The organism is Mitsuokella apri (assembly GCF_051886055.1).
Classification (GTDB): domain Bacteria; phylum Bacillota; class Negativicutes; order Selenomonadales; family Selenomonadaceae; genus Mitsuokella.
On sequence record NZ_JBJEXT010000067.1, the window covers coordinates 1 to 23,161 of the forward strand.

Annotated in this window: 19 protein-coding genes and 1 pseudogene; 1 reads left to right on the plus strand and 19 read right to left on the minus strand. The window is 54.1% G+C overall.

Features of this window, described 5'->3' with window-relative positions:
* The 18 genes and pseudogenes from ACI4OH_RS09740 to ACI4OH_RS09825 form a co-directional block, all read right to left on the minus strand.
* A pseudogene (locus ACI4OH_RS09740) lies at positions 1-335 on the minus strand (LpxI family protein); the annotation flags it as partial.
* A 35-nt stretch (positions 336-370) separates the two neighbouring features.
* Entirely contained in the window at positions 371-1,183 is an 813-nt protein-coding gene (gene lpxA, locus ACI4OH_RS09745; protein ID WP_432645992.1) for an acyl-ACP--UDP-N-acetylglucosamine O-acyltransferase, read from the minus strand.
* A 176-nt stretch (positions 1,184-1,359) separates the two neighbouring features.
* Complete coding sequence (gene fabZ, locus ACI4OH_RS09750; RefSeq protein WP_432645993.1) at positions 1,360-1,800, minus strand: 3-hydroxyacyl-ACP dehydratase FabZ; 441 nt, start codon at positions 1,798-1,800, stop codon at positions 1,360-1,362.
* Between the two features lie 58 nt (positions 1,801-1,858).
* Positions 1,859-2,698 (minus strand): UDP-3-O-acyl-N-acetylglucosamine deacetylase, encoded by an 840-nt coding sequence (lpxC, locus tag ACI4OH_RS09755; RefSeq protein WP_432645994.1) that lies wholly within the window; start codon positions 2,696-2,698, stop codon positions 1,859-1,861.
* 57 nt (positions 2,699-2,755) lie between these two features.
* The gene (locus ACI4OH_RS09760) at positions 2,756-3,625 is read right to left on the minus strand and encodes a lysophospholipid acyltransferase family protein (protein WP_435721494.1); all 870 of its coding nucleotides are present in this window, start codon (positions 3,623-3,625) and stop codon (positions 2,756-2,758) included.
* Positions 3,626-3,692: 67 nt separating this feature from the next.
* Entirely contained in the window at positions 3,693-4,712 is a 1,020-nt protein-coding gene (lpxD, locus tag ACI4OH_RS09765; RefSeq protein WP_435721495.1) for a UDP-3-O-(3-hydroxymyristoyl)glucosamine N-acyltransferase, read from the minus strand.
* Positions 4,713-4,742: 30 nt separating this feature from the next.
* Complete coding sequence (locus ACI4OH_RS09770) at positions 4,743-5,180, minus strand: OmpH family outer membrane protein (protein WP_432645997.1); 438 nt, start codon at positions 5,178-5,180, stop codon at positions 4,743-4,745.
* 55 nt (positions 5,181-5,235) lie between these two features.
* Positions 5,236-6,420 carry a hypothetical protein gene (locus tag ACI4OH_RS09775; RefSeq protein WP_439784671.1) on the minus strand — a complete coding sequence of 395 codons (1,185 nt, stop codon included), beginning with the start codon at positions 6,418-6,420 and terminating at the stop codon, positions 5,236-5,238.
* A gap of 74 nt (positions 6,421-6,494) precedes the next feature.
* Positions 6,495-6,959 (minus strand): OmpH/Skp family outer membrane protein, encoded by a 465-nt coding sequence (locus tag ACI4OH_RS09780; RefSeq protein WP_432645999.1) that lies wholly within the window; start codon positions 6,957-6,959, stop codon positions 6,495-6,497.
* A gap of 91 nt (positions 6,960-7,050) precedes the next feature.
* On the minus strand, positions 7,051-8,376 hold the full coding sequence (locus tag ACI4OH_RS09785; protein WP_439784672.1) for an acylphosphatase: 1,326 nt from the start codon (positions 8,374-8,376) through the stop codon (positions 7,051-7,053).
* A 43-nt stretch (positions 8,377-8,419) separates the two neighbouring features.
* On the minus strand, positions 8,420-10,387 hold the full coding sequence (locus ACI4OH_RS09790) for a BamA/OMP85 family outer membrane protein (RefSeq protein ID WP_432646001.1): 1,968 nt from the start codon (positions 10,385-10,387) through the stop codon (positions 8,420-8,422).
* A 61-nt stretch (positions 10,388-10,448) separates the two neighbouring features.
* Positions 10,449-11,030 carry a hypothetical protein gene (locus ACI4OH_RS09795; RefSeq protein WP_435721499.1) on the minus strand — a complete coding sequence of 194 codons (582 nt, stop codon included), beginning with the start codon at positions 11,028-11,030 and terminating at the stop codon, positions 10,449-10,451.
* 167 nt (positions 11,031-11,197) lie between these two features.
* Positions 11,198-11,830, minus strand: coding sequence for a sigma-70 family RNA polymerase sigma factor (locus tag ACI4OH_RS09800; protein ID WP_432646003.1), 633 nt, complete (start codon positions 11,828-11,830; stop codon positions 11,198-11,200).
* Positions 11,831-11,869: 39 nt separating this feature from the next.
* Positions 11,870-16,201 (minus strand): translocation/assembly module TamB domain-containing protein, encoded by a 4,332-nt coding sequence (locus tag ACI4OH_RS09805; RefSeq protein ID WP_432646004.1) that lies wholly within the window; start codon positions 16,199-16,201, stop codon positions 11,870-11,872.
* 86 nt (positions 16,202-16,287) lie between these two features.
* Positions 16,288-17,928 carry a TolC family protein gene (locus ACI4OH_RS09810; RefSeq protein ID WP_432646005.1) on the minus strand — a complete coding sequence of 547 codons (1,641 nt, stop codon included), beginning with the start codon at positions 17,926-17,928 and terminating at the stop codon, positions 16,288-16,290.
* Positions 17,929-17,965: 37 nt separating this feature from the next.
* Complete coding sequence (locus tag ACI4OH_RS09815; protein WP_435721501.1) at positions 17,966-19,252, minus strand: MlaD family protein; 1,287 nt, start codon at positions 19,250-19,252, stop codon at positions 17,966-17,968.
* Positions 19,249-19,995, minus strand: coding sequence for an ABC transporter ATP-binding protein (locus ACI4OH_RS09820; protein WP_435721502.1), 747 nt, complete (start codon positions 19,993-19,995; stop codon positions 19,249-19,251). Before ACI4OH_RS09820 ends, ACI4OH_RS09815 begins: the two co-directional genes overlap by 4 nt.
* Positions 19,996-20,008: 13 nt before the next feature.
* Positions 20,009-20,779: an MlaE family ABC transporter permease gene (locus ACI4OH_RS09825; RefSeq protein ID WP_432646008.1), complete on the minus strand. Its 771-nt coding sequence runs from the start codon at positions 20,777-20,779 to the stop codon at positions 20,009-20,011.
* A 158-nt stretch (positions 20,780-20,937) separates the two neighbouring features.
* On the opposite strand from ACI4OH_RS09825, the gene rnhA reads away from it, so the two are divergent.
* Positions 20,938-21,663, plus strand: a complete 726-nt coding sequence (gene rnhA / locus ACI4OH_RS09830) for a ribonuclease HI (RefSeq protein WP_432646009.1) — start codon at positions 20,938-20,940, stop codon at positions 21,661-21,663.
* Positions 21,664-21,709: 46 nt separating this feature from the next.
* Here the strand turns inward: rnhA and serS are convergent, their stop codons facing one another.
* Complete coding sequence (gene serS, locus ACI4OH_RS09835; RefSeq protein WP_295635130.1) at positions 21,710-22,990, minus strand: serine--tRNA ligase; 1,281 nt, start codon at positions 22,988-22,990, stop codon at positions 21,710-21,712.
* Positions 22,991-23,161 lie beyond the last annotated feature (171 nt).

Sequence of the window (23,161 nt, forward strand, 5' to 3'; positions counted from 1 at the left end):
AACATCATCATGATGGTATCGTCCTTGCGGTCCGGCAGTTCCATGATGAGCTTCAGCATGCGGGCATCCGGCTGAACTTTACCCGAAAAGAGCAGTTCCTTCGTGACCTTGCCGATCATCGTAACCTTCGTGACCTGATGTTCTTTCAAATAATTGAGGACAGCATCGAGATGTGCGATGCTGATGAACTGACAATCTGCTGTGCAGTCCTTGAGTTCTGCATCCGTCTCCGGCAGCAGAGCGACTGCATAAACCTCATAGCCGAGGAGTTTGGCTGCTTTGGCACACTCCACCGGCAGTTTGCCAGCACCAGCCAGCAGTCCGATTTTTTCCATAACGATTCCCCCGAATTTCTCCATCAATACCGATATCAGTCACGCTCTCTGCGCTCACGGCAAATGCCGCGCTCTGCATTGCGCAGGAAACGCAGAAAATGCTCGACCTCTTCACAGGAATCGACTTCCTGCTCGATGACGGCAATTGCCTGCTGCAGGCTCAGACCGGAACGATAGAGAAGTTTATATGCCTTCTTGATATTGCGGCGTGCCTCAAGCTTGATGCCGGCACGCGAAATGCCCACGGCGTTAAGGCCGACGACTTTGGCCGGCTGTCCATCGACAATCGTATACGGCACGACATCCTGCGTGAGCTTCGACATGCCGCCGACCATGGCATTGCGGCCAATCTTGACAAACTGGTGCACACCTGCCATGCCGCCGATGACGGCGCGGTCCTCGACAACGACGTGACCGGCAAGACTTGCCAGATTCGACATAATGACATGATTGCCCACAACACAGTTGTGCGCAACGTGCGTCAAAGCCATGAGCAGGCAGTCGTTGCCGACACGCGTTTCCTCACCCTCACCAGTCGCACGATGAATTGTAGAACCCTCGCGGATGGTCGTGCGGTCGCCAATGATCGTATAGCTTTTTTCCCCTTTAAATTTAAGATCCTGCGGCTCTTCGCCAATGGAAGCCCCCTGGAAAATGCGGCAGTCTCTGCCGATCTGCGTCCAGCCGTGAATAACGACATGCGGGCCGATCTTCGTCCCTTCGCCAATCTCAACATTCTCCCCGATAACCGAGTACGGGCCAATTTCAACATTTTCTGCGATCTTTGCACCTGGCGCAACCACAGCAGTTTCATGTATATTTGCAGTGACTTTATTGTCCGTATTCATCTGCTCCAACTCCTTAACCTTCCTCCAATGCCGGCTGTGCCGGCCAGTTTGCTCTGTCCTTCTTTATATACTCCTGAATACCCTCATCATTCTCGTATTTCATTTGACTGCAAATCTGGGCGTTTTACGAGTTGAACAAAGACTAAATGTGCTTAGACAATTAATGCAGGCAAAAATCAAAGATCTTCGCCTTTTTTCAGGGCAAACTTAAAATCTGCCGAAGCAGCGAGCTCGCCATCCACATAACCGTCGCAATGGAGCAGGCCGAAATCACCGCGCGTACGGACGAGTTTGGCCTTCGTGACCAGCTGATCGCCCGGCACGACCTGACGTTTGAATTTGACATGCTCCATGCCGCCGAACAGCGCAATCTTGCCGCGGTGCTCCGGTGGATACAGCATGGCCACGCCGCCGACCTGGGCCATGGCCTCAAGGATCAGCACGCCCGGCATGATCGGATGACCTGGGAAATGGCCGCGGAAATGGGGCTCATTCATCGTAACGTTCTTGATGCCTGTAGCCGACTTAAACGGTTCGAGCTCAATGATGCGGTCGACAAGCAGCATCGGCGGACGATGCGGTAAGATTTTCTGGATTTCTTCGATGTCTAATACCATGATATATCCCTCTTCTTCCTCTGAAAACTTCAGGTAAATCTTTTTCTTCTTATTCTTTTTATTCTTCATAAGCAGCGGCAATCTGTTTTGCCAGCTGCGTGTTGAGTGCATGACCGGAAGCCACGGCAATCACATGGCCGCGGATGATGCCGGAAAGGCGCAGGTCGCCAATGACATCGAGAATCTTATGGCGCACGAGCTCATCCTCGAAATGGAGCGGATTGAGCCAGCCCTCATCATTGTAGACAATGACATTCTCGAGCGAGCCGCCGAGTCCGAGTCCCATCTCACGCAGGGCCTTGATTTCCTTTTCATAGGCAATCGTGCGGGCCGGTGCAATTTCCTTATGATAGACCTCTTCATTGACATGAAAGTCCTCATACTGAACGCCAATGAGCTTATGCGGATTCAGAGATGTAAAGCTCACGCGGAATCCATCATAGGGAACGACCATGACGAAGCGGCCCGTCTTTTCATCATCGATGCGGTAAACCTTATCAATGACGATTTCCCGGCGTTCCTTCTCCTGCTCCACAATGCCTGCTTTTTCCATGAGCTCGAAGAATACGAGCGACGCGCCGTCCGCTACCGGCGGTTCCTCTGAGTCGAGCTCTACATACGCATTATCGATGCGGTGTGCATGAAATGCGCTCATGAGATGCTCAATCGTAAAAACTTTATTGCCATGTTCTTCAATCGTCGTAGCGCGCAAGGTCGACGTGACATTCTGGGCCTTCGCATGAATCTGCGGCTCTCCCGGAAGGTCTTTACGCACGAAGACAATCCCAGTGTCCTCTGGAGCCGGCTTCAGCACTGCGTGAACCTCACGGCCGGAATGCAGCCCGATGCCAGTATAAGAAATTTCTGTCTTCAATGTTCTCTGCTTCTGCAAAATCATACCCCCTGCCGTAATATGCCTTCCTATATTGTACAAAACTATTGACCTCGATGCAAGTTAGGATTCTTCCCGCATGGATTTCCAGCGGTCATGCAGCCAAAACCATTCCTCTGGATATTTGCGCACATGGTCCTCGATGCATTTTGTCAGAACCTGCGTCGTCTCGCGGATGTCCTCGCGCTTGTCGCGCGTCTTTTTCACAAAGACAGGGTTCTGCACGATCAGTGTATGGAAGCCGTGTTCATCGCGATGCATGAAGGCAGGGAAAATCGGTACACCCTGAAAGCGGGCCATCGAGGCCGCGCCCGGGACACAGTTCGTCGGTCTGCCGAAGAAATCGAGGACGATGCCGCTGTGACGGTTCGTATCCTGATCCATGATGAGGCCAATAGCCCAGCCTTTCTGCAGCATCTCAAACATCTCCCGCACGCCGGTCTTATAGGTGATATGCATGCCGATAAGGGTGCGGTATTCATTGATGAAACGGTCTGCCCCCGTCGACTTCTGCTTCATGGCCACGCCGACGAGCGGAATGCCGGCCTGCGCAAAAGCGCCGCCCATGAGCTCCCAATTGCCGCTGTGTGCTGCCGCTATGATGCATCCTTTGCCAAGAGCCAGGCCTTTCTGCAGCTTATCGAGGCCTTCGATGCGCACATACTCATCGATGTGTTTGCGGATGACCGGAAAGCGCAGAACTTCCATGAGCATCGGGCCAAAGCGCACACTGCTGGCCTTCGCGAGTTTTTCTGCCTCTTTCTCGTCAAGACCCAGACACACCATGATCTGGTCTTTGGCGAGTTTTTTGCGGCGTTTCGGCACAAAAATCCAGGCGAATTCGCCAAGTGCCCTGCCCAAGACCTCACATACGCTGCGCGGCAACAGGCAGCAGATTTTGCTGATGAATTTCAAGATATAGTAGGAAAACACGCTTTTCTCCCCTTTCAGCAAGAAAGCCTTCCATCTTCAGGAAGGCTTTCTTCATCGCATCACTGCGTTATTGTTTCTCGTACTTGGCCAGCTTCTTTTCGAGCTGCCGGAACTTCTTGTACATTTCCGGCAGATGCTTCATCGAAGCCTGCATGCGCAGCCATTCCGCATGGCTCTGCACAGGGAAGCCCGCACAGAACACACCTTCCGGCATATCGCCGATGATGCCCGAACGTGCGGCATAGACGGAATTCGCACCAATCTTGATATGGCCGACCGTGCCGACCTGTCCGCCAAACGTGACATTGTGGCCGACAATCGTCGAGCCCGAAATACCCGTCTGCGCGACAATCAGGCAGTTCGGACCGATCTTGCAGTTATGGCCGATATGGACGAGATTGTCGATCTTCGTGCCGTGGCCAATGACCGTCGAGCCCATGGCCGCGCGGTCAATGCCGTCATGCGCACCGATTTCGACGTCATCCTCAAGGACGACATTGCCGACCTGCGGCACCTTCGTGTGCACACCTTCGTGCGTCGTGAAGCCAAAACCATCCGAGCCGATGACAGCTGAGCAGTGGATGACGCAGCGTTTGCCGACATGGCAGTGCTCGCGGACCGTAGCACTCGAATAAATGACCGTATCGTCTTCGATTTCTGCATACTGACCGATATACGTATGCGGATAAAGCGTAACGCGGTCCCCGATGACAGCATGGTCGTCCACGACGGCAAACGGCATGATGACAACATCTTTGCCAATCTTGACATCCTTGCCGATATGGGCCTGTTCGCTCACGCCCTTCGGGAACTGAAGCTTCGGTGTGAAGAGCTCGAGCAGCTTGGCAAAAGCAGCGCGCGGCTCTTCCACATAAAGTGCTGTCTTCGGGAAATTTTCAATTCCTTCCGGCAGCATGACAGCAGCAGCCTGACACGTCTTGGCTTCCTCAATATGCGGATCCACAGCAAAGGTCAGATCGCCTGCACCGGCCCCCTCGATATTGTCAAGCCCGCGAATGACGATGGATGCATCGCCTTCCACACGGCCGCCAACATATTCTGCAATTTCCTGCAAGGTCTTTTTCATGTCACAATCCCATCCTTACGTCCTTACGTCTTACTGCAGTTTGGCAATAACGTCATCCGTCACGTCAACGCAGCCCATCAGCGCCGTCGGCTGTTCCTTCTCGCTGTCCACTACGACATCGAGTTTCTTCTCTTTCGCGATATCCTGCAGAGCTGCGCTTACTTTCTGCTGCAGCTGCATCTGATACGACTGGTTGAGGCTGGCCATCTTCTGCTGGGCCTGAGCCTGTGCCTTCTGCGCATCTTCCTGACTCATATCCGGATTATCCTGCAGGCTCTTCTGAGCTTCTTCGCGGGCATCATTGATTTTCTGATTTCCTTCATCCACCAGAGCCTTGACCTGCGGAGCCTCCTGCATGACGCGGGAGCCTTCGATATAACCGATCTTGACCTGACCGCAGCCGCTCATGAGCATCGTTGCAGCGAAAGCTGCCGCCAAGAGGCCTACGGATTTTTTACGCAATTTCATGTTATGATTCTCTTCTTTCTATAATAGTATAGATTTGTTAAAGATAGGATAATATTTATGAGTTCTCAGATGAGCTGTCTGAAGTTCCTGAAGTATCTGAGCCGTCCGCATCACTCGCAGACAAGGTACTCATCTCTTCGACCAGTTCATCCGTGACATCTTCCGTGTCGCTGCCGACCACAGGCATAAAGCGTTCCGGCTTCATGCTGTCCGGTACGGCAAGCGGAAGTTTGTAGACAAGGTCCTCCGCCGGATTGGCGAGGATCAAAGTAAAATGATGCAGAATGGCGATTTTGGCTGCTTTGCCCGCGATATCATTGCGGATATGCGTGTCAAGTGCCTGAATTTCTTCTGCCTTTGCCGCCATCTGCTGCTTGATCTGGGCACGCTGCTGGAGTTTCTGCGCTGCGTCCACCTGAGTCTGAACCTGCATGGCCTGCGTATCGCGCTGCTGCACCTCAGACTGCTTTTTTACGGCCGCCGACTTCTGCTGGCTTACCGTCGTCTTTGCCTGTTCCTGCCATTTGGCTACCTTCGGCCCCATGACGGACTGTACATACGCATTGACTTCTTTTTCCCATTCCTTGGCCAGCTCCTGCTGTCTCATGCCGCGTTCCTGCTGCAGGAGTTCGCGCTGGTTTTCCCAGTCTGCCTTCTCGGCATCGAGGTCTGCCTGCTTGGCCCAGGGATGGTGCATGACCTTTTGATTGTCAATCTTGAGATTCAGATTAAAAATCGCATTCTCATAATCTTCATCGACAGCCTTGCGGCGGCTGTCGTACTCGGCCTGATGGGCCTCACGGTAAGCTTTTTCAACATCCTTGGCCTCGCGCTCGAGTTCGGTGCGGCCGCCGATGACAGCCTGCGCATTTTTCTGCCAGACAGAATCATCAAAGGGCTTGCTGTCGACCTGCGGAGCCTGCACCGGCATTTCCGGCAGTTTCTCGGTATCCTTCAGAGAAAGCTCCAGACTCTTGTACTCCTTTTGGAGCGCTACGAGCTTATCATAGTCAGGATGTGCCTCCAGCGCCTTCTGCATGTCAACAAGACCAATGCTCGCGGCTGCCGCCGTATTCTGCGTGTCCTGGTGGCTCGGCATCAGGGCGCGCAGGCCCCAGGCCCCCAAAAAGACGAGGCCGATGGCGATGACGCTGCCAAGGATGATTTCCTTGCGCTTTTTCTGCCAAAGCCCGGATTTGGCAGAGTCCGCGGACTTTGCCGTTTTATTCGGATCTTCCACAAACCCTGCCCTCCTTACAAGTAGTACCGAGCGCAAACGCTCGGTACCCAACATTTCATATGAACCTCAGCGGTTTACTTGCTGAGCTTGTTGATGACATCCTGCGTGATATCCTGGCCGCCGTAAACTACCGAGCTCTTTTCAAGGACAACAGAGAGGCCTTTTGCTTCTGCTACGCTCTTGACGGAATCCTCAATATTCTTCTGGAACGGCTCCATGAGCTCCTGATTCTTCTGTGCAAGGCGCTGCTGCGTCTGCTGATAGTAGTCGTTCTTTTCCTGGTCGCTCATGTTTGCGGATTTCTCCTCAAACTCTTTCTGCGCATCCTGAACTTCTTTCTGCATCTGGGACTGGATGTCCTGGAGCTGTGAGCTCTGCTGCGCAATCTGGCGGTAATCCACAACGCCGACATTCGAGCTTGCAGCGCTGGCAATGCCTGAACCGGACTGCGTGAGTGCAAGGGCTACAACAGAACCGACAAATACAAGTGCAATGAGGATACTGATGATCTTGACCTGCTTCTTCTGTAAAGTTACCATTTTATCTTCTCCTTCTTACGATTCCAAAGAAACACGTTTATTATAGCAGACTTCGCAGGGGTCTACAAGGAGTAGTTGACCTGCAAAGCTATTAGAAATTTCCAATGAGGCGGAGCCAGCCCTGCGTCTTATCGAGGACATACTCCAGACTCAGGAAATCATGAACTTTATATAGGAGACCTGCCTCACCGAGCTGGTCTGCAAAGCGGTACTCATAGCGGAGCTGCCAGCGCGGCGCTAACGTCTGCAGGGCACCGAGGACAAAGCGATTTTTGCGCATATCGTAGCGGACCTGCGGAACTGTCCCCATGCCGAAGCGGTGTCCATAGCCGAGTTCCCAGCCCCAGTCCACTTTCTGCGGCATGAAGTCAAACTGTGCAAAGGCTTCATCGCGCGAAGTCAGCATGCTGCCCGCATGCAGGCGGAAACGCAGGCTGTCCATCTCGCCGTCATATTTGCTCTCACGCCGTCCCATATCGACCCAGCCGAGCAGCCGTGCACGATAGCGGTCCGAATTGGAGCGGCTCATGACTTCCATGCGCTCATGCGGTGTAATCGTCACGGATGTCGTCATGCGCAGCGCACGAAAATCCTGCTGGGCATCAAGCGTCTTGGCAAACATCTGCTCAAATTCATGCTGATGACGCGCCACAAAAGCAACCGGCACGCCCACGAGCATATCAGTCTGCTGCTGCATGAGCTCGCGATGATTGAGCAGGGCAAAATTCGGTATGGTATCGGAGCGCATCGATAAATCCGTCGTACGCACCACAGGCAGCCGCGGATAGACCGTCAAACTGACGTTGGCCTTATCGCCATCTGTTTCAACCTCAAAGTCACCGCGAAATTCCGGCAAATGCACCGCGAGATAATCGTTCAGATGATGCTTGAGCACTCCGTTTGTCCAGTCTGTCGCCGCAACGGGCAGGCCGTAAAGAGCATCCGAAAAGACTGTATTGACGTCGGCAAGGTCCTGGCGAATCAGGGCTTCGACTGCCGGCGGCATCCCCTCGACATTTGTCTTAACTTCAATATTCCGGATCTGGTCCGACCATGGCATCAGCCGGACGGTGACGCTGGTCCCCTGAGCATCGTCCGGTGTGACTTCCACCTGACGTACTGTGTAGCCAACGAGGACCTTGTCAAAAACCTGACGAATGACTTCTGATTTTTGCTGCAGTTCCTCAGCAGAAGCATCTGCGGGCATGCCGAGCAGCAGCTGTTCCGCAATGACGCGCACGCTTGTCTCCATGCGCTGCTTCACAAGAGGCGGCATGCCCGTCTCTGCTGTCACATGGGCATCGACACTTTCCACGCGGCCGCTGGCCTCTGCCGTAAGCGGCAGCAGCAAAAGGAGCAAAATCGCCGCCAGGACTGCATTCCGGCCGCCCCTTCTGCCCAGCCATCGTTTCAGCAAAGAACATCCCTTCTTTGTATATTAGGTTCGGCTCTTTTCCTGATTAGAACGAGCTGCCGACGCTGAAGTGAACGCGGCCGCCGTCATCGCCCCAGCCATAGTCAAAGCGCAGCGGACCGATTGGCGTCGTCAGGGAAATACCGACACCGACGCTGCCGTGCATGTCGTCAGGCGTCAGGCCGCTGTCCCAGGCACCGCCCCAATCCGTGAACAGGGCGCCCTGAACTTTTTTCATGAGCGGGAAACGGTACTCGAGCGTGCCGAGGAACTCGCGGTCGCCGCGGAACTGGTCTTCGCGGTAGCCACGCAGCGAGCCCTGGCCGCCGATGCGGTACTGGTTGAACTCGGAGATATCGCCGTTGCCGATGCCGTAGCGGGCGCGCATAGCCCAGACCTGCGAGCGGCCGGCACGAACATAGCGCTGACCGTCAATCGTGTACTTCTGGAAGTCGAAGTCACCGCCGAAGCCCGCGAACTCACCCGAAAGACTCAGGCGGCTGCCGCTCATCGGGTTGTAGACATTGTCGCGCGTATCCGTGACATGCTCGAGCGTGATGCTGCGCGTCGTACCGAAGTTATCGTTGCGCCAAGCTATATTCTCAGGAGTATCGATACTGCGGTCGCCCATATTGCCGTCATCGACATGTCTGACATACGAATCCTTGCGGTTGCGCAGAGTCAAATAGTTTGTCGTGTACTCGCTGACCGGACGTCCGAACGTCAGCTCGCCGCCGGCGTACTTACGCATGTATGTTTCCTTGAGGTCACCGCTCGTATCGTAATCATCGTATTCATATGTACGGTTGTAGATGCGGAAGGTGCCGACCGTCTCCTTGCTGTCGAGCCATGGACGGCGGTAGGAGAACGTGTAGCCGTGTGCATCCGTGTCATCGCCGCTCGTCTCATACGTCAGGCTGACGGCATCGCCCGTGCCGCGGAAGTTCGTATCGCCGATGGAGACCATGCCGATGACGCCGTCTTCACTCGAGTAGCCGGCGCCGATGCCAAACGAGCCCGTGCGTTTCTCCGTGACATCGAGCTCCATGACCACGGCATTCGGGTCGACACCAGGATTCATCTTGATGTTGACGTCCTCAAAGAAACCGAGGTTGTAAACGCGCTGCATGCTGCGGCGTGCGAGTTTCGAGTTGAACGGTTCGCCCGGCTTCTGGCGCATCTCGCGCAGAATGACGCGCTCCTTCGTCTTCGTATTGCCCTTGACTTTATAGCCCTCAAGGATGCCCTCGTTGACTTTGAGGTTCAGAATGCCGTTCTTATCGATGTTCATATCCGTGATTTTTGCGAGAATATAACCATCGCGGCGGTACTGCTCCTGAATGGCCGTGACATCCTTGCTGAGCTCACGGCTGTTGAGAATTTCGCCTGTCTTGAGCGTCAGGAAGTTCGTGAGCGTATCCGTGCTCTCGACCGTATTGCCGCTGATTTTTACACCCTTGAGAACAGGATTTTCAAGGACATGATACGTAATGATGACACCCTCCGGCACGTTCTGGAAGCTCGGATAAATATCATAGAAATAACCCGTATTATAGATTTTTTCGCGGTCAGCATCGAGCCCTTTGACGGTGAACATGTCCCCGGCTTTCATGGAAATGGCTGCTTTGGCCGTTCCCTCTGTCGCTTTTGACGTACCGTCAAAAATCGTATCGACAATGGTCTGACCCTCATACTGCTTCATGCTGTCCGAGATGGCCGTTTCCTGGGGGCGGTTTTTCGCCCAATTCTGCGTGCGTTCATCCACGGACGAATTGGCAGCCGCATCAGCCTGCGCTGCAGCCGATGTATCCGCCGTCTGTGCGGCAGGAGCTGCAGCCTTCGTCTCCTCCGCTGCGGTTTTGGCTGCATCTGCATGTTCAGCAGCGGTATCAGCGGCAGAAGGCTGTGCTGTCACGGGCTGCGCTTCTGCTGCCCAGGAAGTGCCCGGCACAGCAGCACAGCTGACGGCAATTGCCACAGCATAAGCGAGAGATCTGTATTTCTGTTTCTTCAAAGGTCAAACCTCCTAAGCGATATCTTCATCATTCATAAATCAATTCAACAAGGATATCTTATCAATTCCGCAGGGTTTTGCCCGCGGTTTGCATCAATTTTTGCATCCCGTCATCCGGGACTTTCGGTGTTTTGGCAGCAGGAGCAGCAGACTGCTCTGCCACAGGCTGCTGCGCCGGAGCGGCTGTCTTTTCCGTCTTCACCTGCACAGGGTCCGTCTGCACGGCCGCAGGGACAGATGGTTCTGCCCTGCCGGCCGGCGAAGGTGCGAGAGGCGCATCATGAGAGGCCGCTGCTTCCGGCATGGCCGCAGTCGTTTCCTGCGGCGTCGGCTCCTGCGGAGTCTCCTGCACCGCAGAAGCGGGCGGATACGAGGAAGACAGGGACGGCGTCCGTGCCTGCCAGAACAGCCAGCCGCCGCCCGCAATGAGCACGGCCATAGCTGCCGGCAGCAGGCGCATGGTCCATTTCTTCAGAAAACGGTGTCCCGGCGTTCCTTCGACGCGCGCGAGTTCCGCCTTGGCCAGCATGACTTTAAGCTCGCCCCGCACTCTGTGATTTTCTGCCAAGGAATGCTCGGCCTCGCCAAGCCATGCCCGCGCAGCCCGTATGTGACGGCGCTGTTTTTGATTCCGGTCCTTCATGATACACCTCCTGCCTGTTCAAATTCACAGACTCATCTTTTATATTCCGAGGTCATCATGGTATCCCGGCATGCCGTATAACGCCATAACAGCAGATGATAAGAAAATATCTGCTGTTTCCTTTTGCATGCAGGCCATTTTCACTTACTTTCTTGCTCTTCCTATTTTTACCAATAATGCATGAAGCGTGACAGCATGCCGCGGATGCGGCGGATGCCATTTTTCTGCAGGCGGTAAATGTGGGACGAACTGACATTGAGCGTGTCCGCCATATCAGCTGCATCTTCGCTGCTCCAGTACATGCCCTCGAGCACGGCGCGTTCCTTGTCCGGCAGGCGCGCCATCGCCTGATGCAGCTGTTCTGCGAGCTCATGGCTCTCTGCCTGTTCGGCAACAGAGGCCGTAAGGTCCACAAGATTTTCCTTGAGGCTGCCGGAACAGCCTTCCGCGGCCTCTTCCATGCAGGCAACATCCACCTGTCCCTCGCGGCGCAAAAAATCCATCATGCGCCCGCGGATCCGGTGGACGGCAAACAGGCTGAACGCCACGCCGCGCGTGTGGTCATAGCGTTCTACCGCTTCAATGAGTCCGACTGTGCCTTCCTGGATGATATCCATAATGCAGTCGAAACGTGCAAACGGCGCAGCCTGCTTAAAGACAAGCGGCTGGTACGATTCGATGAGAAGCTGGCGCGCCCGTTCATCACCCTGCTCCTTGCAGGAAGCCCAAAGAAGTTTTTCTTCCTCGGGAGACAAGGTTTTGACCTTGCTGAGTTCCTTCATATAATCATTCAGGCGCACGCATCTCACCTCCTCATTTTCCTATAACCATTATAACCATTAAAAACGAATGCGCGCTTCCAGTCCGACAATGAACTTCTGTGCCTCTTTTTCAAGAGACAGGCCAAAGCGGTCATTCATATCATACTGAACACCGACGCGGTGCGTATCATCGCCGCCAATCTGCTGCGTATACTTGAGCATGACCTTATCGGTGATGTACTTGCCCATCTCGACATGATAGACGTCGATGTCTTTATTGGATTCCTCATCATGCGTATCAAAGGCCGAGCCGCTGCCGCGCGCAATCGTGAAGCGGTCAAGCCAGAGCACATTGCGCATGATATCCTCGACTTCGGACAAAAAGCTCATCTGCAGGCCCACAATCAGGAGGTCGCCTGCATCGAGATTGGCCTCGCCCGCCCTATAGGCACTGCGCAGCGTCAGCATGCGGATGATTTCCGTCTGACTCATCTCCGGCGACGAACGCAGCGTAAACGTCATATTGTCAAGCGGTCCCGTGATGGACAGGAACACCTTGGCCTGCGTCAGCCGCGTATCAGCGATGAACGTAATGCTCGGCAGGAACGAATCAACCTGATTGAAATAGGCCGTACCTTCACGGACATTGAATTCCGTTTTGAGGTAGCTGACCGTGCCGCCGCGTTTTACGGAAACGGAGCCTGACGTCTTCGGATGATGCGTCGTGCCGCCGAAATGGACCTTGCCCACAAGATACATATCGTAAAGATACGAACTGTAGGCATGGACTTTATCGCCGACATTGACATCTACATCGAGAAGGACATCCGGCAGTTCGCCGCTGCTGTCCGGGATGGTCGGCACGGAAATCGTGCAGTCCGCGAGATTGACCTCGCCGGAAATCTTCGGCATTTTTTTGCCAAAGATCTCGGCATTGACAACGTGCAGGCTGCCGCTCAGAGGTCCTTTGAAAAAGTCACTCTGGATATCAAGGCTATCCGCTGTCAGCGAAAAATCGTATGTCGAAGGCGTCACACCGTCGAGTTTCAGCGTGCCCTGACCTGTATAACTGCCTTTGCCCATTTTACCAGAAAAGTCGCTGACTGTCATGGTGTCCCCATTAAAAACAAGCTGAGTGTTCATTTCCGTGACAGGTGTCGCAAGTGGTTTGAACTTAACCGCACCGTCTGTCAGAGAAACCGTGCCTTTGACAAGAGGATGGGCAAGCGTGCCCGTAAACTCCAGCGTGCCCTTCGTCGGCCCCAAAGCCCAGTCAATCTGGTCGGAGACAAACGGCAGGATGGAAAGGTCAGCCTGGTCGAGGTTGACATCGAGCTTGATGCGCTCATAATCATCGAGGTCTTCGTTGCGGTTTGCAAAAAGTGCCTTGATCGGCACGATGCCCTTGGCCGTGGCCTGATAATCCTTGCCTTCAATGGTCTTCTTGACGGCAAACTCCCTGACATCGACGAGACCATTCGTCAATTTGAAATGACCATTCAGGGCATCAAAAGTCGAGCCCTGGAAGCCGCCGTTATTGGCCGCAATCGTGACATCGGCGGCTGGATTGCCCGTTGTGCCGCCAAATTCGGCCTCGATATCCGCCGTGCCGTGTACCGTGCGTTCAAGGCCAGCCGACTTCGTGAACATGCCGAGGGCGAGCTTATGAGCCGAGAATTTTGCGGCAATCGGGCCATCAAGGCCCACACTGCCGCTGGCCGAAAAGCTGCCGTCCGTGCCCTGCATACCGGAAAGCTTGTCAATATAGACAACATTATCCAATAAATGTAAATTAACTTCCACATCATGAACATCATAACCGGAAATTTTGCCGCTGTCGAGAATGCCGTTGAGTGTGACATCCGGATTGTCGTACGTGCCGCCAATCTCGATATCACTGCTGAGCTTACCCGAAACGATATTATTCTTGAGATTGGCAATGGCCGTCAGGGCATTGACATCGCCATCCGTGACACTTACCGTGCCCTTTGCGTCATGCGTATCCGTATTGATGGTAAGTACGGCCTGATAGAGGCCATCCCCCTGATGGAAGCCGAACGGACTGACACTGACCACGCCGTCGCGGTAATTGACGATGCCGTGGACATCGCGGATTTCCTGGTCATTCAGGGTAATGGACGGGGCATCGAGCGTGCCGTCAAACTGCGGATTTGAGAGATTCCCGCCGATTTTACCGGAGAACGTGCCTTTGCCGCTGACCGGATACGGGAATTTGCTGGCAAAGCGTTCCATATTGATTTCATGGACGTTGGCCTGCAGGTCGAGGTTCATGTCGCGGTCAACCGTGCCATTGAGGTCCATATCGACCATAGGCGAGAAGACATGGAAGTCCTGCAGGCGTGTAACGCCGTCTTCCATGAAGTAATCGCCGTCCATGCCGGAAAGCAGGATGCCATTGTAACTGCCGTAATAGAAATGGATGTAGCCCACTGCATTTGGATGGTCGAGCGTGCCTGTGATGCGGATGGTATTATCCACATTACCGGTGATGGGCTGGTCCGGAAAGGCCAGAGCCGCAATGTCCTCCATACGGGCCCCGACTGTATCAATGCGCATATTGATGCGGCGTTCGCCCGTGAGACCGACAGAGCCATCGACATACCACGTCTGTTTGCCATCTTTTACCAGCGAGAATTCTTCTATCGTAACGCCGTCGAGACTGCCGCCCGCGTTGAACTTCAGGCTGTCATACGGCTGCTTGAAGAGCGTGCCGTTCGTCGCCGTGAATTTGAAATTGACCTGCGGGTCCGCCATATCGCCCTGCACCGTACCGGAAAAATCGCCAAGGCCCGTGATATCGGCCTCGGGAATCAGGGTGCTGACGAGCGAAAGGTCAACGTGGCCGCCGTAAAAAGCGAGGTCGAGGTCACTGCCATTTTTGATGCTGCCTTCAATGCCAAGGCTCGTGTGATGAGGCAGATTGAGGCTGGCATAATCAATCGTAATATCCCTGCCCTTCACGAAGAACGAGGCATTGAGACTGTCAATCGGCAGGTTCTGATAAGAGCCCGACTGCAGGGAAGCACTGCCATAGGCCTGCACAGCGGCACTGTCTGTACCCTGACCGCTGAGACCCATATCGACGCTCACACGCCCCGTGATGTCAGCAAGCTGCGGCACAAAAACAGCGGCCTGCTGCACATCAATATCCCTGCCAATGAGATGAGCCGTATACGTCAAATCACTCGGTGAAAAATAAACTTCGCCGCTGGCCGTACCGCCAAAAACACCTACGGAAAGTCCCTCAACAGAGACCTGATTGTCTTCATAGCGGACATGTGCACGGGCATTTTGGAACGGAATATCCATAGCCGTACCCGACGCAATTTTCACGTCACCCTCGACCACCGGCGACTTTACGGGGCCCGTGATATGCGCCGTAACGGCAGCTGCCCCCGCATAAGGAATATCCTTGAGCACTTTGGACGGATCAAAGGAATTCGACGAGGCATTGAGGTCAAGATACGGGGAATCCGTATCGTAACGCACCTTGCCATCGACATGTGCCTGCTGCCCCGCTGCCTCAGCATCGGCAAAAATCAGGGCTTCTGTATCGGTAAAAGAGGCAAAGCCGTGGATATCATCGACTTCCGTATCCTTGACCTTGACGGCGCCATCTTCATACTCGGCCTGGCCGGAAAACGAGAGCACACTGCCCATATACTGGCCGGAAACCTTGGCCGTCTTGACCTTGCCGCCAAGAATTTCAATGCCGCCTGGAATCAGGCCGTCCGGCACAAGCGGCAGAATTTTGCTGAGGTCCGCGCCTGCGACTTCCGCATTGAAAATCTGACGCTCTTTGCGATACGTCCCCGAAAGGGAGACATCCGCGTCAAGGCAGCTGCCCTTGGCGTCGAGCTTCAGCACGGGATAATCCGCAAAATCAAGCGTTCCCGCTACATCGCCGATATAAAGTTCTTTGCCCAAGGCGGCAAGTTTCAAGCCGCCGTCTTCCACTTTAACCGTACCGAAAAAGGAACCCTCGCCCGAGCTTTTCGTCTGGATATCCTGAACATTCCAAGTGCCGTCATCGCGCTGCACGAGATTGGCCTCAACGCCTGACAGCGTGACTTCTTTGACAGCATGCGCGGGATCCTTATATGCAGAAAGCAGGCGGAACTCCACGCGGGCCGTGTCGGCCGTCGCAATGCAATCCGCCTGCTTATCATAAATGGCGAGGTCATGAATCTCGAGGTCATGAAGCGAATTCACCTTGATAGAGCCGACGGAAACGGGCACGCCTAATGTATCGCTGGCAGCGGTGGAAGCAGTTTGTTCTACTTTATCCATGAAAGCGCTGGTCTGTATGTAATACCAGATACCGCCCAGTACCAGCACGAGTATGCCCAAAAGCACACCGATGCCTATCCCGATGGTTTTTCGTTTCATGATGGTCTCCCCAATGATTCACTCCTGAAATTCACGCTATAAAATTCTTATTTTCGTGTTTACACGCTGCTACGCGTGAGCAAAGCTTAATTGGCCATGTCCGAAGCAACCGTCTCGCTTGAGACATTGGCCGCACTCGCGTTATTCGCGGCTGCAGCAGCACTTGCGGCAGCCGTGTCAGCTGCTTTCTGCTGAGCTGCTGCTTTGGCAGCGTCAGCGGCTTCCGCCTTCGTCTCTGACTGCTGAGCCTTCTGCAGCTGCTCCATCTCAAAGATCGCATCATCCTTGAGCTTCGCATCATCGCGGGCCTTCGGCGCCGTCTTGCCGGCTTCCTCAGAAGCCGAATACTTGACGACATCGAGGTCTACCGGAATGCCCATGGCCTTGTCGAGCTGTGCCTTGCTCGTGTTGTAGTTATAGAGAGCCGTGTAATAATTCGTGCGGGCCGTCGTCAGCTTCTCGTTGGCATCCATGACATCGAGGTTCGTGCCGACGCCGGCGCTGTAGCGGACCTGTGCAATTTTGTAGTCCTCTTCGGCCCGTGCGACAGCGACAGAAGTCGTCTGGATGTTCTTTTCAGCAGCCTGCAGGCCAAGGTAATACGTGCGCACATCGAGACGAATCTGGTCATCGGTCTCGGCTGCCTTTTCCTTGGCCTTGGCAAGGGCCATATTGGCCGAGTTGACACTAGCCTGAGTCTGGCCATTATCAAAGACATCCCAAGAAGCATTAACACCAGCCGCCCAGCTATCGCTGCTCGTATGGTCGTGTGTAAATGGCTTTTCACCAGCAATAGCTTTATTCACTACAGCATTGACCGTTGGCTGATAACCTGCCTTGGCCGTTTCAACGTTTGCTTCCGCGGCCTTGACAGCGTAGCGCGCGGCCGCACCGTCAGCGCGGTTATCCAAAGCATAATTGACGCAGTCATCCTGAGTCAGGTCGTACTTCGTGTATTTAAGCTGGTCGCGGATGTCAAGGACCGTATCCGTCGGCAGGCCGATGACATTGTTGAGCGTCGAGACAGCGATATCATAGTTGTTCTGGGCCGTCACGAGCGCCTGCTGGGCATTAGCGAGCTGCACCTGAGAGGCGAGCACATCGGATTTTGCGACCGTGCCGACGCGGTACTGCGCGTTGACATTGTCGAGATGCTCCTGCAGGGTATTGACCGACTCCTGCTCGACATCGATGAGATTGCGGCACTGCAGAATACTATAGTAGTCCGCAGTTGCCTGCAGTCGGATAGCCTGCTTTGTCTCTTCCAATGCTAAGTCAGCTTCGTTAAGACCGTAACGGGCCTGCTTAATCTGACCTTTGATTGAAGCATTATAAAGTGGAATAGCTCCTTGTACTGTGTTGCCCCATGCATAATCATAAGCAGGGCCAACCAAGCCAGCAGAATGTTGGTTATGTACAGTATCCAAAGAATCACCGCCAATACGATTTGCGTTGGATGTCCACGTTACAGTTGGTCCCATCGTACGGCGTGCCTTGGACAGCGACCACTTGGCCGTGTCGACATCTGTCAAAGCCTGACGGATCGTGCGGTTATTTTCCAGTGCCATCTGCACGCTGTCGTGCAGGTCGAGCTGTACGGTATCAGAAGCCAGCGCCGTACCAGAGATGGTAGCCGTCATCAGGCCCATGGCGACAATGGCAGTCAGTTTTTTATAGAAGCGTTTTTTCGTATTCAAGGTCAGTTCCCTCCCAGAGAAATGTAGCATCTCTTCCTTAAATCTTCATTTGAACCAAGATGTTTCGTCAGAACGACTGGCGTATGCCGAGATACGCTGCGCGTTTATCGCTGTCGTTGACATCATTCCACTGGCCCATAAGCCAGGTGCCGGCATTGTTGAGTTCATATTGAGCCTGCAGGCGCAGCGATGGATCGTTGGGGTCCATGGCATCCGCCGAAAAGATGAAGCGTTTGCCCGCGTAAGCGTCGAGACCTACGCCCACATCGCCGTTTATGACCCCGCCGCGCACGCCGTAATGGTCACCGCGGCGTCCAATCTCAAAATTTCCGCGGTTGCCGTCCCCGATATCATCGAGTCCGGCCCGCAGAAAATTTCCTTTTTCAGGCCCAATATCGACATTGAAATCCGTCTGCCAGTCACTTTTGGCCCCACTATAAAGTACGTCTGCCGATGGGTTGACTTTGATATCTTCGAGCTTGCCCATCATATTTCCTGCTTTTTCGGACATTTGACGTGCATTATGAATTGTTTTCTTGATGTCCTCAGCTGTCTGCGGGTCGCCGACGGCGTTGTCCATGTTTTCGGCGATATTCGCGATGCGGTCGCTGGCGTCCTTGATGTTCATGAGCGTCAGGCGCAGATTTTCTGCCGTCTGCGGGTCAGCACCAACGGTCGCAAGATTCGTCATCATGGCCTCGACCTGCTGCATCGTGCGGTTGAGACCGCCCGAGGCCGCATTGAGATTGGCGAGCATCTGCGTAATATTGCCCTGATTATCCCGCATCGTCTGCTCCATCGCCGCGACGAGGCCATCCATATGAGCCGTCATATCACGGATATTTACGGCCATCTGCAGGAAGTTTTTCTGAAAGTCCGGATTGCCCATGACCTGATTCAGTGAATCGAGCAGGGTCTGCACCTGATCCATGACATCACCCGCTTTGGCCATCAGGGTATCGATGCCCTCTTCTTCCTGACCAATCAGGTAGTCGCCATCGCCAAGGTAGATGCCCTGGTCCTTGCCCGGCAGGATATTGACGAATTTATCGCCCATGACACCGGACGAGCCGATGGTCACCTGTGAGCCCTTCGGGATTTTCGTATTTCCCGTGATTTCCATGGCCACCGTGACGCCGCCGCCATCGTTGCGGATGCTCTTGACCTTGCCCACGGGCACGCCCGAGAGGCGTACGACAGATTCCGGCTCCACGCCGATGACCTGCTTGAAGCCAGCATATAATGTATAGCCTTTATGTCCGGACAGGGAAACACCTGAGAGCAGGGCGGCCACGGCCGCGAAAAGAATCACGCCGATGACGGTAAATGCCCCGACTTTTGCCTCTGTCGTCATGTCTCGTCCTCCTTCACTGTACGCAGGGTGCGGAAAAATGCCTGCACACGCGCATCTTTGATTTTCTTGAAACGCTCCACCGTGTCGACTGCGATGAGTTCGCCATTATAAATCATGGCAATGCGGTCGGAAATGCGGCAGGCACTGGCCATATCGTGCGTGACGACAATGCTCGTCACGGAAAGGGCCTTTTGTGTATTTACGATGAGTTCGTCAATTTTCTCGGTCATCAAAGGGTCAAGGCCGGAGCTCGGCTCATCGTAGCAGATGATGGAAGGCTCTACAGCGATGGCCCTTGCAAGGCTCACGCGTTTTTTCATGCCGCCCGACAGTTCATTCGGCATCATGTTTTCGACGCCGTCGAGTCCGACGAGATGAAGTTTTTCCTTGACGATGACGCGGATATCGTCATCACTGAGTTTTGTATGTTCGCGCAGGCCGAAGGCGACATTCTCGCCCACGGTCATGGAATCAAAAAGCGCGGAATACTGGAAAACCATGCCCATCTTGAGTCGGGCCTTGTTGAGCTGTGCCTCATTCATCGGCACGATGTCCTGCCCGTCGATGAGAATCTGGCCGCTCGTCGGCTTGATGAGGCCCATGAGCAGGCGCAGGAACGTGCTCTTGCCCGAGCCCGAGCCGCCGATGATAGCCAATGTCTCGCCATCGTATATTTTTAAATTGATATGCTTCAGTGCTTCTTTTTCTTCAAAGCGCATGCATACATCGACAAATTCAATCATATTGCTTTCCTAATCAAAAGAGCAAGAATGTCAGCAGAGCATTCAGGCAGAAAATGACAATGATAGACGCGACTACGGTCTTTGTCGTAGCCCGGCCGACGCCTTCCGCGCCATCCGGGCAGTGCAGGCCGTAATAGCAGCCGAGCACGGCAATGACATTGCCGAAGAACACAGCCTTGATGACACCGCCCATCAAATCGAAGAGGTCGCAGAAGACATGGATGGAATTCATATAACTGTATGTCGTCAGACCCTTGTAAAAGACGGCAATGACCCAGCCGCCGAAAACGCCGATGACATCGCCAAAGACCGTCAGGATGGGAACGACCATCATGCAGGCCAGCATGCGCGGCACCAAGAGATAATCAATGGGGCTCACGGCCATGACGCGCAGAGCGTCAATCTGCTCCGTGACTTTCATCGTCGCAATTTCCGCCGTGATGGCCGAGCCTACGCGGCCGGCACAGACGACGGCGACGAGCACGGGGCCGAGCTCGCGGCCCACGGCAATCGTGACAATGCCGCCCAAAGTGCCCTGCGCGCCAAAGCGAATCAGGACATCCGCTGTCTGCAGCGTGATAACCACGCCCGTAAAGAGCAGAGTCAGGCTGACAATCATCAGGGAATCCACGCCAAGATGCGACATCTGCGTCAGGATATGATGAAAGCGCGGTTTGTGGCGCAGCGAACGCAGAGTCTCGCCATAGAGCATGACGATGGTGCCAAGTTCCTCCAGCCTGTGCAGGACAAAGGCGCCGATGGCACTGAGTATCCGCAGCAGCATCTTATTCCCCCTCTCTTTTGCATAAATCCTCATAATTACGATTTTAGCAAGCAATTGAAAAATAGTAAAGATAAGTTTACTATTTTGAACATAATTTTCTCTGTCTTTCTCAAAAAAAGTCCTTTATAATAGAAGAAAACTTTGTTCAGGAGGAGTCTATGCCCAAAAAAGTATACGCCGTACGCGTCGGCCGCAGCTGCGGCCTCTTCATGAGCTGGGAGGAATGCAAAAAACAGGTTGCAGGCTTTCCCGCTGCCCGCTATAAAAGTTTCACAAATGCACAGGAGGCCCTGAGCTGGCTGGCCGGTTCCGACACACCGCAGGCAAAAAAAGCACCGTCAGGCTCAGCCGCTCCCTTCCCTCATGCAGCAAAACCTCATAAATCATATGCCCGTACTGCCAGTCCCACTCCGTCAAAGCCGCTGCGCCCCGACGCCGAGCAGGATTTTGTCATTTACACGGATGGCTCCTGCCTGCGCAATCCCGATGGCCCCGGCGGCTGGGCCGCGGTCATCCGCGACGTCGCGACGAACGAAGTCACAAAACTGCATGAAGGCAGTCCCTCGACGACAAACAACCGCATGGAGCTCTCGGCAGCCATCGCGGCCCTCGCTTTTCCGAAGATGCCTGCTAAAATTGCCCTTTATACGGACAGCCAGTACCTCAAGAACGGCATTACAAAGTGGATGACAAATTGGAAACGGCGCGGCTGGAAAAAAGCCGATGGCCAGCCCGTCCTGAATCAAGACCTCTGGCAAAAGCTTGACACACTCTACAGCCGACACGATGTGACATTTCACTGGGTCAAGGGCCATGTCGGCGTTGAACTCAATGAAGAATGCGATCGCCTTGCCAAACAGGAAGCAATGAAATACCGCGCATAAAAAAAGACTGCCTCACGGCAGTCTCTTTTTATTTCATAATATAATCTTATTCCGGCTTTTTGATGACTTCTACGCCGCCCATGTACGGAATCAGGACTTTCGGCACGCGGACGGAGCCGTCAGCCTGCTGATAGTTCTCGAGGATGGCTGCGACCGTGCGGCCGACAGCGAGGCCCGAGCCATTGAGCGTGTGGACAAACTCCGGCTTGCTCTTGGCATCGCGGCGGAACTTGATGTTGGCGCGGCGGGCCTGATAATCCGTGCAGTTCGAGCACGAAGAAATCTCGCGGTATTTGTTCTGTGCAGGGAACCAGACCTCAAGGTCATACGTCGTGGCCGACGTGAAGCTCATATCGCCCGTGCAGAGTTTGACGATGTGGTACGGGAGCTCCAGAAGCTTCAGGACATCTTCTGCGGCGTTGACCATCGTATCGAGTTCATGCCAGCTCGTCTCCGGCTTGACGAATTTGATCATCTCAACCTTGTTGAACTGATGCTGGCGAATGAGGCCGCGCGTATCGCGTCCAGCACTGCCGGCTTCGGCGCGGAAGCAGGCCGTGTAGCAGCTGTAGTACTCCGGCAGCTTGCTGCCATCGAGGATTTCATCGCGATGGTAGTTCGTCATCGGGACTTCGGCCGTCGGTACGAGATAGTAGTCAAGGCCTTCGAGCTTGAACATATCCTCAGCGAACTTCGGCAGCTGACCCGTGCCGATCATGCTGTCCTTGTTGGCAATGTACGGAGCCAGCACTTCCGTATAACCGTGTTTGTTCGCGTGCAGGTCCATCATGAAATTGATGCAGGCGCGCTCGAGGCGGGCACCCATGCCCTTGTAGAACGTGAAGCGTGCACCCGTGACTTTGGCGGCGCGGTCAGCATCGAGAATATCAAGGTCGGAACCGATATCCCAATGCGCCTTCGGCTCGAAATCGAATTTCGTCGGCTCGCCCCATTTGCGGACTTCCGGATTTTCTGTGTCGTCCTTGCCGATAGGTACGTCTTCGCGCGGCATATTCGGGATATGGAGCATGATGTCGCGCAGCTGCGCTTCGACATCTTTGAGCTCTTTGTCGAGTTCCGAGATTTTTGCACCGACCGTGCGCATCTCAAGAATCTTTGCCTCAGCGTCTTCCTTGTTCTTCTTCATGACGCTGATTTCCTTCGAGACCGTGTTGCGCTGGCTCTTGAGAGCCTCAGACTCCTGCAGCAGCTCGCGGCGTTTTTTGTCAAGGCCTTCAAAGTCATCGAGGTTCAGCGGATTACAGCGGTTCTTGAGCATCTGACGGACTTCGTCGAGATGTTCGCGCACAAATTTGATATCCAACAATGTTCTCACACTCCATTATGATTCCAGCACCGCAGGGCGCGGCACAAGTTTATGCATGATTTCTTCTAAAATATCATTATATCAGCTTTCTAAAAACGCGGCAAATCTTTCCAAAGAAAAAGAGGGTGTGAAAAAATGCGAAAGCATTTTTCCCACACCCTCTTTTGTTGT

Coding starts and splice junctions, on each gene's coding strand:
- lpxA (WP_432645992.1), bottom strand. CDS start 1,183: ATGAATACGGACAATAAAGTCACTGCAAATATACATGAAACTGCTGTG.
- fabZ (WP_432645993.1), bottom strand. CDS start 1,800: ATGGTATTAGACATCGAAGAAATCCAGAAAATCTTACCGCATCGTCCG.
- lpxC (WP_432645994.1), bottom strand. CDS start 2,698: ATGATTTTGCAGAAGCAGAGAACATTGAAGACAGAAATTTCTTATACT.
- lpxD (WP_435721495.1), bottom strand. CDS start 4,712: ATGAAAAAGACCTTGCAGGAAATTGCAGAATATGTTGGCGGCCGTGTG.
- ACI4OH_RS09770 (WP_432645997.1), bottom strand. CDS start 5,180: ATGAAATTGCGTAAAAAATCCGTAGGCCTCTTGGCGGCAGCTTTCGCT.
- ACI4OH_RS09780 (WP_432645999.1), bottom strand. CDS start 6,959: ATGGTAACTTTACAGAAGAAGCAGGTCAAGATCATCAGTATCCTCATT.
- ACI4OH_RS09795 (WP_435721499.1), bottom strand. CDS start 11,030: ATGAAGGACCGGAATCAAAAACAGCGCCGTCACATACGGGCTGCGCGG.
- ACI4OH_RS09805 (WP_432646004.1), bottom strand. CDS start 16,201: ATGAAACGAAAAACCATCGGGATAGGCATCGGTGTGCTTTTGGGCATA.
- ACI4OH_RS09810 (WP_432646005.1), bottom strand. CDS start 17,928: ATGCTACATTTCTCTGGGAGGGAACTGACCTTGAATACGAAAAAACGC.
- ACI4OH_RS09815 (WP_435721501.1), bottom strand. CDS start 19,252: ATGACGACAGAGGCAAAAGTCGGGGCATTTACCGTCATCGGCGTGATT.
- ACI4OH_RS09820 (WP_435721502.1), bottom strand. CDS start 19,995: ATGATTGAATTTGTCGATGTATGCATGCGCTTTGAAGAAAAAGAAGCA.
- ACI4OH_RS09825 (WP_432646008.1), bottom strand. CDS start 20,779: ATGCTGCTGCGGATACTCAGTGCCATCGGCGCCTTTGTCCTGCACAGG.
- rnhA (WP_432646009.1), top strand. CDS start 20,938: ATGCCCAAAAAAGTATACGCCGTACGCGTCGGCCGCAGCTGCGGCCTC.